Source organism: Streptomyces sp. NPDC058864 (genome assembly GCF_042742985.1).
Classification (GTDB): Bacteria; Actinomycetota; Actinomycetes; order Streptomycetales; family Streptomycetaceae; genus Actinacidiphila.
In genome coordinates, this window is record NZ_JBHYMQ010000025.1 from 40,734 (window position 1) to 55,473 (window position 14,740).

General features: G+C 71.3%; 8 protein-coding genes. 4 read left to right on the top strand and 4 right to left on the bottom strand.

Features of this window, described 5'->3' with window-relative positions; genetic code table 11:
* The first annotated feature begins 4 nt into the window (after positions 1 to 4).
* Positions 5 to 2,809 carry an FtsX-like permease family protein gene (locus tag ACFW3D_RS20495; protein ID WP_500505692.1) on the top strand — a complete coding sequence of 935 codons (2,805 nt, stop codon included), beginning with the start codon at positions 5 to 7 and terminating at the stop codon, positions 2,807 to 2,809.
* A gap of 128 nt (positions 2,810 to 2,937) precedes the next feature.
* Here ACFW3D_RS20495 and ACFW3D_RS20500 read toward each other — a convergent pair whose 3' ends face one another.
* The 4 genes from ACFW3D_RS20500 to ACFW3D_RS20515 form a co-directional block, all read right to left on the bottom strand.
* A complete protein-coding gene (locus ACFW3D_RS20500) occupies positions 2,938 to 3,609 on the bottom strand; it encodes a TetR/AcrR family transcriptional regulator (protein WP_500505645.1) in 672 nt (223 codons plus the stop codon).
* A gap of 383 nt (positions 3,610 to 3,992) precedes the next feature.
* Complete coding sequence (locus ACFW3D_RS20505) at positions 3,993 to 4,793, bottom strand: SDR family NAD(P)-dependent oxidoreductase (RefSeq protein ID WP_500505646.1); 801 nt, start codon at positions 4,791 to 4,793, stop codon at positions 3,993 to 3,995.
* Positions 4,794 to 5,304: 511 nt separating this feature from the next.
* Positions 5,305 to 9,498: a carboxypeptidase regulatory-like domain-containing protein gene (locus ACFW3D_RS20510; RefSeq protein WP_500505647.1), complete on the bottom strand. Its 4,194-nt coding sequence runs from the start codon at positions 9,496 to 9,498 to the stop codon at positions 5,305 to 5,307.
* 620 nt (positions 9,499 to 10,118) lie between these two features.
* A complete protein-coding gene (locus ACFW3D_RS20515; RefSeq protein WP_500505648.1) occupies positions 10,119 to 10,706 on the bottom strand; it encodes a TetR/AcrR family transcriptional regulator in 588 nt (195 codons plus the stop codon).
* Between the two features lie 175 nt (positions 10,707 to 10,881).
* Here ACFW3D_RS20515 and ACFW3D_RS20520 point away from each other — a divergent pair, with 175 nt between their 5' ends.
* From ACFW3D_RS20520 to ACFW3D_RS20530, 3 genes are all read left to right on the top strand, one after another.
* Entirely contained in the window at positions 10,882 to 12,216 is a 1,335-nt protein-coding gene (locus tag ACFW3D_RS20520; RefSeq protein WP_500505649.1) for a homogentisate 1,2-dioxygenase, read from the top strand.
* Between the two features lie 19 nt (positions 12,217 to 12,235).
* The gene (locus ACFW3D_RS20525) at positions 12,236 to 12,715 is read left to right on the top strand and encodes a nuclear transport factor 2 family protein (protein WP_500505651.1); all 480 of its coding nucleotides are present in this window, start codon (positions 12,236 to 12,238) and stop codon (positions 12,713 to 12,715) included.
* A gap of 462 nt (positions 12,716 to 13,177) precedes the next feature.
* Positions 13,178 to 14,686, top strand: a complete 1,509-nt coding sequence (locus ACFW3D_RS20530) for an MFS transporter (RefSeq protein ID WP_500505693.1) — start codon at positions 13,178 to 13,180, stop codon at positions 14,684 to 14,686.
* Positions 14,687 to 14,740: the final 54 nt, after the last annotated feature.

Sequence of the window (14,740 nt, forward strand, 5' to 3'; positions counted from 1 at the left end):
CGCGATGATCTGGTCGCAACTGCGGCGTCAGCGGACCCGCGCGCTGGCCCTGGCCGCGGGCATCCTCGTGGCCGCCACCAGCTTCACCCTGCTCACCTCGACAGTGACCACCAGTCAGGCCCGGACCACGGAGACCGTGCGGAAGAACGCCCGCTCCGCCTACGACGTCCTGGTGCGCCCCCACGGCAGCCAGACCGCCCTCGAGCGCGGCGACCAACTGGTCGGGGCGAACTTCCTGTCCGGCATCTTCGGCGGCATCGGCACGGGCCAGTACGAGCGGATCAAGGAGATGCCCGGGATCGAGGTCGCCGCGCCCGTCGCCAACGTCGGCTACCTGATGGTGCAGGGAACGCTGAAGGTTGACGTGTCGTCGTTCCTCGACGGCACGGCGCGGGCCCAGATGCTGCGCATCAAGCCGACGCTGACCGCGGGTATGGGCCGCTATCGCGCCGCCGACCAGTACGTGTACGTCAGCCGCAACCCGATCGAGCCGTCCAAGACGCTCTCCGACTCCACGTTTCCGGGTCTGCTCGAGGAACACGCGGACCACCGGACCTACCCCGTGTGTTGGTACTACAACTACAACAGGACCGATGTACACGTCGAGCACACCGACGACGGCGGATTTGGGCCACTGCAGCCCAACCTCATACGCGAGGACCGCCGCGAGGAGTCGCCGTTCGACCCCGACATGAACAGCTGGCTCACCTGCCGATCGGAAGGGGGCAAGGCGGTCGCCGAGATCCCGGTCTCCTATCCCGTGCTGCTGTCGGCGGTGGACCCCGCCGCCGAGGACCGGCTGGTGGGCCTCGGGCACGCCGTCACCTCCGGCCGCATGCTCACCGACCGGGACAAGCCCGCCTGGGGCCGCAAGGAGAACTGGTCCAACGAGTCCTACTGGACGATCCCGATGGTGCTCAGCGACCAGGCCCTGACCGCGGGGAGCGTGAACGCGACCGTGGAACGCCTGGACACCGGCGACCCCGTCGCCCTGCGCGGCAAGCTCGGCAGTCCCGCCGCCCACGACTTCGTCAACGACCTGAGCGGAACGCCGGTGGGACGTGTCGGCGCCGACCTCGAACAGGGCTTTCCCGGCACGTCGCTGTTCGCCCCGCAGGCCGACAGCTACTGGACCGTCGGCCCCGTCGACTACCGCCGCGCCGGGGCGGACCTGGAGCCGCGCGCCCGCGAGGACCAGTCCCCGGAGACCTGGCGCACCTACCAGGACCGCCAGTTCATCGAGTTCGTGCCGGAGGAGAACACCGGGACCCAGTTCCGGGAGGTCGTCAGCCACCCCGGAACCACCTGCTGGGGCACCCGCACCTGCGGGCAGGAGGACTACGGCAGGACACCGATCCCCTACCTGAAACCGGTCGGCCGCTACGACGCCGCCAAGCTCCCCGGCTTCTCCGGCGCGTCCTCGCTGTCCGCCGTGCCGCTGGAGACCTACCGCTCCCCGCAGGTCACCGGCGCCGACGAGGCCGGGCGGAAGGCACTGGGCGACAAGCCGCTGCGTCCGGACCGCAACCTCGGCGGGTACCTGGCCGCACCGCCCACCATGCTCACGTCCCTGGACGCGCTGCCCGTGCTGACCGGCAGCCGCCGGCAGCCGACCGTGCAGGACAAGGCCCCCATCAGCGCCATCCGCATCCGGGTCGCCGGCGTCACCGGAGTCGACCCCGCCTCACAGGCACGGGTCAACGCGGTCGCGGGCCGCATCCGCACCGCGTACCCCGGTCTCCAGGTGGACATCACCATCGGCAGCTCACCGGCACCGCAGACCATCGCGCTGCCCGGCGCCGACGTCGTCGAGAACTGGACCGCCAAGGGCGTGGCCCTGCGCATCCTCAAGGCCGTCGACGCCAAGAGCGCCGTGCTGTTCGTGCTGGTCCTCGTCGTCTGCGCGCTGTTCCTCGCCCAGGCCGCCCTGGCCTCCGTGCGATCGCGCCGCACCGAGATCGGCACCCTGCGCTGCCTGGGCTGGAGCCCGCCGGAGATCCTCCGGCTCATCCTCGGCGAACTCCTCGTCATCGGCCTGGGCGCGGGAGCCCTCGGCGCAGCGCTGACCTACGTCCTCGGCGTGGTGCTGGGGCTTCCCGACGCCGGATGGAAGGCGGCGCTCGTGCTGCCGGTCGCGCTACTGCTCGCCGTCACCGCGGGGCTGATCCCGGCCTGGCGCGCCACCCGCCTCGAACCGCTGGACGCGATCACGCCCCCGGTGACCGCCACCGGACGCGCGGCTCCCGTCCGTACGGTCCTCGGGCTCGCGGTCCGCAACCTGCTGCGCTTCCCCGGCCGTACCGCGCTCGGCGCGGCGGGACTGGCCCTCGCGGTGGCGGCCTTCACCGTCCTGCTCGCCCTCACCCTGGGCTTCCGCGGCGAGGTGGCCGGCTCACTGCTCGGCAACGCCGTCGTCGCACAGGCCCGCGCCGCGGACTACCTGAGCGTCGCGCTGTCGCTGCTGCTGGGAGCCGCCGGGGCGGTGGACGTCCTGGTCCTGTCCATGCGCGAACGCGCCGCGGACCTCGCCGTCCTTCGCGCCACCGGCTGGACGACCCGCGAACTGGCCCGGCTGAGCTACTACGAGGGCGCGCTGCTCGCCGTGCTGGGCGGACTGGCCGGAGCGGTCACCGGGCTCGCGGCGGTGCTCGCGATCGGGTGGGGCACGCTGGGCGGGCGTCTTCCGGCCGTCGGCGGCGCGGCGCTGCTGGCCACCCTGGCCGCGGTGGTCCTGGTCTGCGCGGCCCTGGCCCTCCCGGTCCGCACCCAGTCACGCGTCGCCCCGGCCCATCTGCTGGCGAGGGGGTGACCGGCCCCCGGGCCCAGCGGGGACGGTCACCCGTCACGGAGCCCCGGGCGTGGGCCACGGTCCGGGGCGGTCCAGCCCGCGGTGATCCTCCGCGAGCAGTGGATGTCGAACCGTCGCGGTCGGTTCGGCTACGACACCCGAGCGGAGTCGTCGACGGGGGTCCGGGCCGCGGACCGGGCCTGGTCACCGTCCTCCGGGGGAGTGTCCTCCAGCAGGATCCGCAGCACGTCTTCCAGCCGCCCGGCCAGCCGGTCGGGATCCGCCTCCACCAGAGCCGTGTTCCCGATCAGTTTCCGCATCAGCCACACGCCGGCGATCAGCGACAACGCGAGCGCGGAACGTTCCGAGGTGTTCTCGCCCGTCAACAGGCCGACGAGGCGCCGTTCCACGTGGCGCTCAATGCCCAGGCGGGCGATCTCGGCCGTTCGCGGATTCGAGGCGGACCGCAACGTCAGCAGGAAAGGGCTCAGTTCGTCGGCTTCGGGTGCGGTGCGCTCCACCAGCGACCTGGCGACGTCGTGGACCAGGGTCGCCGGATCGCTGCCCACCACGGTGCGCGGGGCGAAGGTTGTGTCCACCACCTCGGCGAACAGTTGTTCCTTGGAACCGAAATAGCGGTTGACCATCATCGCGGTGACGCCGGCGTCCTTCGCGATGTCCCGAACGCCCGCGCCGTCGTAGCCGAGCCGGGTGAAGGCCTCCACAGCGGACGAGAGGATCGCCTCGCGGGTCGCGGCCGCGTTCCGGGACCGACGGGGGGCGGCAGGGTGCGGCTCGGGCCGGGGCGATTCGTTGTCCACGACACAAGTGTAGTGAGGCCGAAAGTGCGGTCTACGGTGGTAGAGCTGTCGAGGTCTCCGCGGTCCGGCCGCCGCCTGGCCACCGACTTCGTGCCCTACGGCTCATCAGGGCGCGGCGTCCTCGCGGGCGCCTTCGAACGAGGCGCCCCGTTCGGCTCGAACCCGGCCCGGCCGCGGTCCCGTTGTGGCGCGCGCTGCCCTCGGCGGTCTCGCGCTCCACTGGGGTGTGCTCACGGCCCTGCCCGAACCGCTCGCCGGGACGGCGGGCCGTCAGGTCAACCCCTCAGGTCAACCCGACGGCCCGCATCCGCCGCAGTGCCGGCGGGCGTGGCGCCGGGTCCGGGCGCCTTGTGGCGCCCGGACCCGCATCGGTGCCCCCGTTCTCAGAACGCGGAGCGGATCAGTCCGCCGTCCACGCGGATCGTGGCTCCGCTGACGTACTCGGCATAGTCGCTGCACAGGTACGCCACGGCAGCGGCGATCTCGTCCGGCTTGCCGAAACGGCCGCGGTCGTTCGGAATGAGGGCCTCGACTGCGTTGGGCTGGACCTCTTCCCAGGTCTCACCCCACCCGCGGGCGGGACCGATCGCGGTGACGAACTCCTTCGTCGCCTCGACGAGGATCGCGCCGGGCGAGACGGTGTTCGAGGTGACGCCGGTGCCCTTGAGGTCCCGGGCCAGCGACACCGCGAGGTTGTGCCGCGCCGCCAGCGTGGCGTTGTACTGCGGATGGGTGTTCATCGGCTGGGACGCGAGACCGCCACCGATCGTGACCACACGGCCCCAGCCGCGCTCGCGCATCGCCGGAACCAGGTGCCGGATCATCCGGACACCCGAGACGACGTTGACGTTGTAGGTCTCGGTCCACTCCGCCGGACTCGCCTCCGCCCACGACAGATGCCGGTAGAAGCCGGCGTTGTTCACGAGGATGTCGACGGGACCGTCGGCGGTGGCCGCCCGGGCGACCGCGGCGGCGCCCTCATCCGTGGCCAGGTCGCCCAGCACGGTGGTGGCGGCGCCTCCGGCCCGGCGGATGCCGGCGGCGACCCGTTCCGTGCGGTCCTTGTCCCGGCCGTGGATCACGACCGCGGCGCCCTCCGCCGCCAGCATTTTCGCGGTGGCCTCGCCCAGGCCGGCACTCGAACCGGTGACCAGAGCGCGCTTGCCCTCGAGATTGAGGTTCATTCCTTGCTCCCATGCGGATTGCTCCCGCGCCACGGCGCGGGCAGGTGGTGCTGTGCAGGTAAGTATACAACTGTAGACTTGAGGGCGTTCCACCACGTTCTCCCGGGGCGTCGCCGCAGGTGAGCGCGTCCCCGGCGACGGCAGGACGCACCGGCCGAGACGTCGTGGACGTCGTCGGGTCGACGCAGGTCGTGCCTCGCGAGAAAGCCGGCCGTCACAGCCGGCCGAGGCGGCTGGAGTACGTGACCCGCCTCGAGCGCCCCGGCCACTGCCTGGCCCCGGGCAGGAGCCGGCGCGGTGGTCGTGCCCCCCGGCGCCGATGAAGCCCTTCCCCACGCCTCCGGCGCGCGAGGCCGGTCCCTCGGGCCGGGCGGAGGGGTCCTCCCCGCGGCATCGGTCGATCACCGCCGTGGGCCGGCCCCGCACGCCGCCGGCATGCGGCCGTCACGACCCGCAAAGCATGGTGGGGCCGGTCCCGCCGGACCGGCCCCACCAAGTTCCGCCGAACCGCCTAACGCCGTGTCAGAGACACGTCGGCGGTGACGGAGTCACGACCGTGCGGCCGCACGGTGCGCTCGGCCGTCCGGTAGCCCTCGGCGCTCACGGTGAGCGTGACGGTACGTCCGGCCTCAGGGAGCCACAGCTGGTACGTGCCGTCGACGGCGGTGCTCAGCGTGTACGCACCCGTCCCGGTACCGACCCGCACCGTGGCTCCGGCCAGCGGCGTGCCGCCGCCGTTCTGCCCGGCGCCGCTGACGGTGCCGCTCAGGTGCGTCCACCCGGGCGGCGCCACCACCGTCATGGTGACGGGCACGGTGACGGAGGCGTACGGCCCGTCGCTGTCGATCACCAGCCGCGCCCGGTGCACGCCCGCGTCGGCCGGTCCCATGGACCGGGCGTCGACGGTGACGGTCAGCTCCGCCGTCCTGCCCGCGCCGACGGAGGACGCGTCCGCCTTCCCCGCCAGCCACGCCACGTCCCCGTGGGGCGCGTCGTAGCCGGGCAGTTCGAGCGCGGAGGTCTGCATCACCCTGTCGGCGCTCTGGCCGCCGAGGACGGACCAGCCGGGTGCCCCGGCCGCCGCGTAGAGCGGCTGCGGAAGGTTCGGCAGCGCGCTCCAGGCGTCCGCGCCCGGATCGTAGGCGTACGCCTCGTTGGTCACCGCGGCGGCCCCGACCAGCACACCGCCGGCGGCCATGAGCCGGCCCGCCCCGACGGCCGTCGCGGCGCCCCAGAAGTCCACCGGCGGGTCGGCGATCGGAGTCCAGCGGCCCGCGGCGCGGTCCAGGGCGTAGCCGACGGCCGTGGCGTGCGGAGGCTGCCCGTCGCCCTGGTGGACACCGCCCGCGCAGTACAGCGTCCCGTCCACGGTTCCGCAGCTCTGCCAGGAGGTCGGCAGCGGGTAGGCCGGGCCCGTGGACCACGTGTCGCCCGCCGGGTCGTAGACCTGCACGTCGCGCGTGCCGCAGGAGTAGGCGGTGCAGCCGCCGACCACGTACAGCCGGTCGCCCACCGCCGCCGCGGCCGAACTGCCGTAGGCCTTCGGCGCGTCGGCGATCCGCGACCATGTGTTGCTCGCCGGGTCGTAGACCTCGCCCCCGGCAATCGGGGCTCCTGCGCGGTTCTTGCCGCCGACGACGTACAGCTTGCCCCGGACGAACCCGTAGGCCGCGCCGCTGCGCTTGGTGACGGCCGGGGCGAGGTCCTTCCAGGTCGCCGTGGCCGGATCGTAGGAGCGCAGGGCGGTGGTCCACTGGCCGTCGGGCGTCTGACCGAGACCGGTGTACAGGACGCCGTCGTACGCGGCCGCGATGCCCCCGGTCATCGGCTGCGGGAGGTCCGCGAGCGGCTGCCACGCCTGTCCGGCGGTCGCCCCGGTGGCCCGGCCGGATGACGTGGCCGCGGTCGTCGCGGTCGTCGCGCTGTCGAGCGGATCGGGCCTGGCCGCCGTCCGCTGCCTGGCGGCGCCGGGCACGCGCGCCGAGGTGTCCGCGACGGCCTGCTCGCCGACGGCGAGGGACGCCGGGGCGCCGCCGGTGTTGCGGACCTTCACGGTGACGGTCTTCTTCCCGCCCCAGGGAACGGTGACGCCGACCGCACCGGGGGTGGCCTTCAGCCGTGACGGGCGGAGGGCGAAGTCCGCCGTGGTGACGGCGTCGGCCTTGACCGTCACGGTGGACGTCCCGGCCGGATAGCCGAAGGCGGGCAGCCCGGCGGTGAACTCCTGGCGGCCGGTCCGGGAGGAGAACGCCCAGTACAGCCCGTCGCCGACGGCCGGGTCGTCCGGCGAGGCGATGGTACGGCCGCCGTCCTGCGGCGCCTTCGCGGCGGAGACGGCCGCCCCGACGATTCCGGCGCCGGTGTTGGCGTCCGTCACACGGCCCGTCAGCAGCCCGCCGGGCACGGTGACCAGCGAGCGGGTGCCGACGGCGACGTTGTCCAGCTGCCAGATGCCGGTCAGGGAGCCCGCGAAGTGGAAGCGCAGCCGCACCGAGGCCTTCCCGGCGTAGGCGGTGAGCGGAACCGTCTGGTGGGAGGGGCCCTCCACGACGTCCGTGTGGTGCCAGATGTTCTCCCAGTGGTCCCCGCCGTCGGTGCTCACGTCGATGTCGGCCGTGGGGTCGTTGAAGCGCCACAGACTGGGCAGAGCGGTGTCGAACTCCAGCGCCGGACGGGTCTGCGCCGAGAAGTCGTAGGCGGGACTGATCAGTTCGGTGTCGACCGCGCCCCAGCCGAGGGCGTAGTCGTCGACCTGGGCGAAGCCGCCGTCACCACCGGTCTGGTTGCCGCGGGTGAGCGGGTCGTCGAATCCCCAGCCTCCGGCGTCGGTGTGGTTGACGATGCTCCACCCGGCAGGCTTCGCCGCGGTGTCGAAGGACTGGAACCCGCCGCCGTGGTAGTCGACGGCGTAGCCGGGCGGGAGGGTGCCGGAGCCGACCAGCGGGAGCGTCAGGTCGGCCGTCCTCGGCGACGACCCGAGCGCGACCTTCGTCTCGGCCGGCCTGTATCCGGGATACAGCCCGGTGGCGCGCAGCGTGTACGTCTTCCCGCGCTCGAGCCGGACGGAGTAGCGGCCGGTCCTGGGGTCGGTATGCACGGTGCCGGGGACGCCGTCGACGGTGAGGCGGGCGTAGACGCCCCACCCGTGTCCGCCGCCGTCCCGGACCGTGCCGGAGACCGTGGCGGTCGGCACCGCCGTGAGCGCGGCGTTCCGGGTCAGCTCCGCTGCGTCCGCGAGGGTGACGGTGCCCAGGTTCTTCTGGTCGTAGCCGAAGGCGTCGACCGTCAGCGGGTACGAGCCGGTGGGCGCCACCAGCGACCACCCGCCGTCCGCCCCGGTGACCGCCGAGTGCGTGCCCAGCCGTACGGTCGCCCCCGGCAGCGCCTTGCCGGTCGCCTTGTCCGTGACCTTGCCGCTCACGGTGCCGTGCGGACCGGGGCGGAAGGCGCCGACCCCGTTCGGGGTGCCCAGGCCGGTGGGCCCGTCGTAGCCGGGACCCGCCGTGCAGCTGTTCGCGGGCTCGCAGGCGGGCGCGGTGTCCGGGTCGCAGGGCGCGTCGTCGGAGCACTGCGCGTTGCTGCCGGTGGTCACGTCGTTGAGCGCGCCGGGTGTGCGGTAGGGGTACGCGGCCGGGTAGGTGCCCTCGACGGGCGTCCCGGCCAGCGCGTACAGACCGGCGATGATCGGGGCGGAGGCGCTGGTGCCGCCGTAGACCCCCCACCCGCCGCCGGAGTAGGTGTTGTAGACCGCCACGCCCGTGTCGGGGTCGGCGACGGCGCTGACGTCCGCCACCGATCGCCGGTCACAGCCGGTACCGGTCTGGAACGCCGGCTTCGGCTGGTACGCGGAGCACCCCGAGCCCGTGCCGCTCCACACCGTCTCCGTCCAGCCCCGCGCACCGCTGTCGTTCCTGCTGAGCGAGGTGCCGCCGACCGACGTCACGTAGGGGGAGGAGGCCGGGTAGCTCAGCCCGTGGCCGTAGTCGCCGGAGGCGAAGACCACGGCGGTCCCGGGGTGGTCGAAGTACGCCGCGTCCAGGGCGGCGAGGTCCGGGCCGTCGTAGTAGGCGCCGTAGGAGTTCGACACGTAGCGGGCGCCCAGCCCGACCGCGGTGTTGACGGCGCTGCCCAGATCGTCGGTGGCGGAGCTGTCGGCCTCGACGAGGAGGATGTGCGCCTTCGGGGCGACGGCCGAGACCATGTCCAGGTCGAGGGAGATCTCACCGGCCCAGCCGTCGTTGGGCTGCGGGTAGTCCGTACCTCCGCGCTGGTCGACCTTGCGGAAGCAGCCGGTGTCGGTCGTGCACGGCGGCAGCCCGTACTGTGCCCGGTAGGCGGCGAGGTCCTGTTCGGCGTTGGGGTTGTCGTACGCGGCCACGACCGCGATCGTCGCCCCGGCGCCGCCGTCCTCGGGCAGGTCGTACGCCGAGCGCAGGTCGGCCGGACCGAACCCGTCAGGAGCGGCGGACCGCGCGCCGCGGCCGCCGGCGGTGTCGGCCTGCCGCACCGCGAAGCAACCGAAGTGCCCGGGCTGCGGGGTCCCGCACAGCGACTCCGCCGCGGGCCCGGTGTCGTCGGCGACCGCGGCGCTCTGCTGCGGCAGTTGGACGGCGAGCGCGGTCAGCAGCAGGGCCGCGGCCGCGCCGGTCGCACGTTGCCACAGGGATCCCGTCGGTCTGGAGAGGGGGCGCGAGAGGCGGGGCACGAGCACAGGGCGACTCCGAGGGACGGCGGAGTGGACAGGGCGGTATTCCGATAACGATGTCGGACGACTTCACGGTCGCCCGAAGAAAGATCGCGTGCCCCCGACGACCGGGTCAATGGCTGGAGTTGGCGACTTGGCGCCGTGTGTCGTGTTCACGCCGCCCCGGCGATGGGCCCCCCGCCGTCAGCGACAGGGCGCGTTGCCGGGCCGCACCCGCGCGTGGAGCCGAACGGTCCATGTCGGCATCGGAATTGCGCAAGCCGTGGCGAGCGTGAGGGTCCTGGCGTCTCGCCCCACGGCAGTGCGACCGATGAACGGCGCGTCGACTCGCCAGCCGGCCCACCGCTTGCCGGGGAGCGGGAAGGCTGATGCCCCACGACGAGCCCGGTCCGTGGGAAACCTCTGTGCGGACGGGGCGGGACAACTGACGGGCATTCGGCACCGCCGGCTTGGTACCGCCGAGTTCTGGCGTACTCCGGCCTGACCCCGGCGACCGTGCCCGCTCGTGGCCAGGCCTCTGTATCTCGCAGATCGCCGCGCACCGGCACGGCGCACTGGCGCCGACCGCGACGATCGGACAGATGACAGTGGGCTCCGGGCCGACTTCGGCGCGGTATTCCTTAAGCCGTCGCCTCGGGTTGATCGGCAGTGGGCATGCCTTCGACAAGGCTCCCCAGGACCGTCTGGAGATATGGCGTGAGGTCCTTTACGTCACCGTTGAGGGCGTTGATGCCGAGGACGTCCCGCATGAGCAGGAAGCCGATGTTCACGGACATGATCAGTGCGGCCCGCTCATGACGTTGGTCCCCTGAAAGCCCTTCAGCCAAGACTCGTTCAAACCGTTGCTCGATCAACTCCCTCATGATCTGTACGGCCTCAGGGCTGGATGTGGAGCGAATTGTCATGAGCATGCCGTCCATGCCCCGTCCGGGCGGCGGCGTGGCGAGAAACGTGGCGGGCGACTCCCTCAAGTCCGCCAAAGGCAGGTCCATGGTGAGTTCAAGGGCTGCCGCAAAGAGGCCCTCTTTGGAGCCGAAGTAGTGGCCCACGAGCCGAGGGTCGACGCTCGCCCGCCTGGCGATCTCGCGCAGGCCCACGCCGTCGTAGCCGCGCTCGGCGAAGGCGTCGATCGCGACGTCGCGAATGCGGTCCCGGGTCTCGGTCGTGGCAGAGGGTGCCTCGCGGGCCGAAGCGTTGCGTGCAGTCATGGGTGCAGTATAGGCTCACCGTCATTCCACAGTCGTGGAAAGGTCGAGGGTCAGCGGTATATGATTTCGACCGGCCGAGCGGGCGGCATGTCATCGTGCCGCTAATCCGGCATTCCATATGTCGCTTTCTTCGAAGCAGGCATTTTCTCGATAAATTTCCGCAAAAGGAGTTTGCGTGACCGTCTCCACGGATCATGAGGACAAGGCCGAGGCGCGTAAGATCGCCGAAGCGCTGACGTACCTGCACGGTTTCGGCAACCTGCACTCCAGCGAGGCCCTGCCCGGCGCGCTGCCGGTCGGCAACAACGCCCCCCAGCGGCCCCCCTTCGGGCTGTACACCGAGCAAATCAGCGGTAGCGCCTTCACCGAGCCGCGTGCCAGCAACCGTCACTCGTGGATGTACCGCATCCGGCCGTCGGCACAGCACCGCGCTTTCCACCGGATCGACGGTGGCACGTTCTGCGGCATCGCCGACGCCCAGGTGGAGATGAATCGCTCCTTCTGGCGGCCGCTGCCCGACCCGGCGCCCGGGACCGACTTCGTCGCCGGCCTGTGGACTCTCGGCGGCAATGGCGACCCGAGTGCGCGCACCGGTATGGCCGTGCACCTCTACGCCGCCAACACCTCCATGAAGGACAAGGTGTTCAGCAACTCAGATGGCGAGATGCTGATCACCCCACAGGCGGGTGAGCTGCTGGTGCGCACCGAGTTCGGCCTGTTGCACGTCAAGCCCGGCGACGTGGCACTGATCCCGCGAGCCGTGCGCTTCCGGGTCGAGCTGCTTGACGACATCGCCCGCGGCTACGTGGCCGAGAACTACGGCCGGCCGGTCATCATCCCCGAGCTCGGCCCGCTCGGCGCCAACGGCATGGCCAACCCCCAGCACTTCCGCGCGCCGGTCGCCGCATACGAGGACGTCGAGCGCCCCGTCGAGGCGATCGTCAAGTACAGCGGCGAACTGTGGGCGTCGACCTACGACCACTCCCCACTCGACGTCGTGGCCTGGCACGGCAGTCACGTGCCGTACGTCTACGACCTCTACTCCTTCCAGAACGTCGGCACCCTCACCCACGACCACACCGACCCGTCGATCTACACGATCCTCACGTCGCCGACCGACACCCCCGGCGTGCCCAACATGGACTTCCTCGCCCCGACCGGGCGCTGGGAGGTGTCGGAGGACAGCTTCCGGCCGGCCTACTACCACCGGAACATCAGCACCGAGTTCTACGGAGTGATCGAGGTCCCGGAGGGCGGCGCGACCAGCATGTACGGCGAGCCGGGCTCGAGCTCCCTGCAGAACATGATGACGCCGCACGGCGTGGTCCCGGAGATCGACGACTTCGCGACCAACATGCCGTCCGGTCCTCAGCGGCTCAACTGGGGCCTCATGGTCGTCTACGAGTCCCGGGACCCGTTCAAGGTCACCCGCCAGGCCCTCGAGTCGCCGCGCAAGCACGAGGACTTCGACGCGCTCTGGCAGGGCTACGAGCGCCGTTTCGCACGTTGATCGTTCCAAGGAGACATTGATGCACGACAGGTTCGATATTCAGGACGTCCTCTCCCGGTACGTCCGCGCCACCGACGAGCGGGATGTCGAGGCCCTGGCCGGACTGTTCGCAGAAGGCGGGGAGTTCCGGTTCTTCGGTCGGTCCGGTACCGAGAAGTACCAGCGCGTCGGAAAGCCGCTCGTCGGCCCGGAGCAGATCGGGGAGTTCGTCGCGAGCTGGCCCCCGCTCCCGGAGCGGATGTACTTCCACCACATGACCACCGACCACGTCATCGAGATCGACGGTGACGAGGCGACCATGAACGCGCAGTTCCTGGTGATACCGGCGATCGCCACGGCGGAGCCCGAGGGCGGCTGGCCGGCGGACCTTCGCGGCATACAGGGCAGCGCCATGCCGACCATGATCGGCTTCTATGACGCACACCTCCGCCGGATCGACGGAGTGTGGAAGCTGACCCGGTTTGACGTCCTGCACAGCCTGCCGAACCTCGGGAACTGACCCGGACCACAGGTGACCCTCAACCGGTCTGCCCGTCCTGTTCCGGGACACGCCCACTACTGAGCCCGGTCCTGGCGAGAGGGCACGCAAGGCCGAGACGGGAACGGGCCGCACCCCCCGAGGGGCGCACGGGTGCCGCCGCCCATCCATACGCCGCTGCGGGCGTGATGGGCGGCGGCACCGTGCACTGGCCGCACTGGCCGCATGGGCCGAGGGTGCATGCGCACGCCGAGGTGGCCGCAAAGACCAATTCACCACGCCGCCCGCTCGTTCGCTCGCGTCATTCCGCAAGGAGAGCGTTCGCCGGTGCCGGCTGTGCCGCCCGGCCGGCTTCCCACCGCATGTTCCGCCGTCGCCTGAACGGCACGCGCCCGGAGATCTCACCGACCACGTCGCGGGCGCGTCACTGCCCGCATCCTTTCCTACCTGGAGGTCACGCGAGTGCCGAAGAGGACAAATACTTTGTATTCGGGGACTCGGCCGGTCCCCGGAGAACGTCACACCGCAACGATTGTTTCCAGCCTCGCCATCACGGGAATCGCCGTCGCCGTCATGCAGACGCTGCTGATTCCGGTCCTGGCCGATCTTCCGGGTCTCCTGCACACGTCCGCGGCCAACGCCACCTGGCTCCTGACCTCGACGCTTCTCGCCAGCGCCGTCTCCACGCCGATCATGGGTCGCCTCGGGGACCTGTTCGGCAAGCGTCGGATGCTGCTCACGAGCCTCGCGATCATGATCGCAGGGTCGATGCTCTGCGCCTTCACCGACAGCCTCGCCACGATGATCGCGGGCAGGGCCCTTCAGGGCTTTGCCACAAGCGCCATTCCGCTCGGCATCGGAATTCTCCGGGACACTCTGCCACGAGAGAAGCTCGGTACGGCGATGGCATTGATGAGTTCTTCCATCGGCATGGGCAGCGCACTGGGACTGCCCGCCGCAGCCCTCGTCGCCGAGCACGTTGACTGGCACTTCCTGTTCTTCGGTTCGTCCGGGCTCGGCTTGCTGTCGATGGCACTCACTTTCTCCCTCGTACCTGAGTCGCCGGTCCGGGCCAAGGGCAGGTTCGACTGGCCGGGCGCGATTGGGCTGAGTGCCGGACTGGTGGCCCTGCTGCTGGCGATCACCAAGGGCGCTGCCTGGGGGTGGAGTTCGCCCACCACTCTGGGGCTCTTCGTTCTCGCAGTTCTCATCCTGCTTCTCTGGGGCGCGGCGGAGCTCAGGATGTCCACGCCGCTGGTAGATCTGAGGGCGACCGCCCGTCGCGAAGTGCTGCTCGCCAACCTCTCCGCGTTCATGCTGGGAATCGCGTTCTACGTGATCACGCTGGTCCTGCCGCAACTGCTGCAGTTGCCCACCTCCGGTGGGTACGGGCTCGACCAGTCGATGGTCGTCGCCGGTCTGTGCGTGGCGCCGATCGGCATCATGATGATCCTGGTAACCCCGGTGTACTCCCGTATCCTGGCCACTTGGGGCCCCAAGGCCGCGATGATGACCGGAATGATCGTCATGGGGATCGGCTACGGCGCGGGAATGGGTCTGATGAGCGCCGTCTGGCAAACGGTCGCCGTGGCGGTGGTCGTCGGCGCCGGCATCGGTCTCGCGTACTCCGCCCTTCCGGCTCTCATCGTCAGGGCGGTGGACCAGACGCAGACCGGGGCGGCCAACGGGCTTAACACCCTTGCGCGTTCCGTCGGCACATCGATGTCCAGCGCCGTCACCGGCATGGTGCTGGCTCGCACCTCGGTACGGTCCGGCACCCTCGTCGTGCCCACCATCAGCGGTTTCCGGATCTCGTTCGGCATCGCCATAGGCGCGCTCCTCGGCGGTCTGCTGCTGGCGGCGTTCTTGCCCTCACCGGTCGCCGCGGACATCGTGAAGGCCGCGGCCCGTGGTGAGGGTGAGGAGGACGGCCCGGCGTCGAGCCGGTCGGCACCGGTCGCCGGGGCGCGCGGGGCATCGCACCGCGGTTGACGTCAGGTGCGGGAAAGCGAATCGGGTCCTCGGGCACAGCGCCGTCCGGAGCGG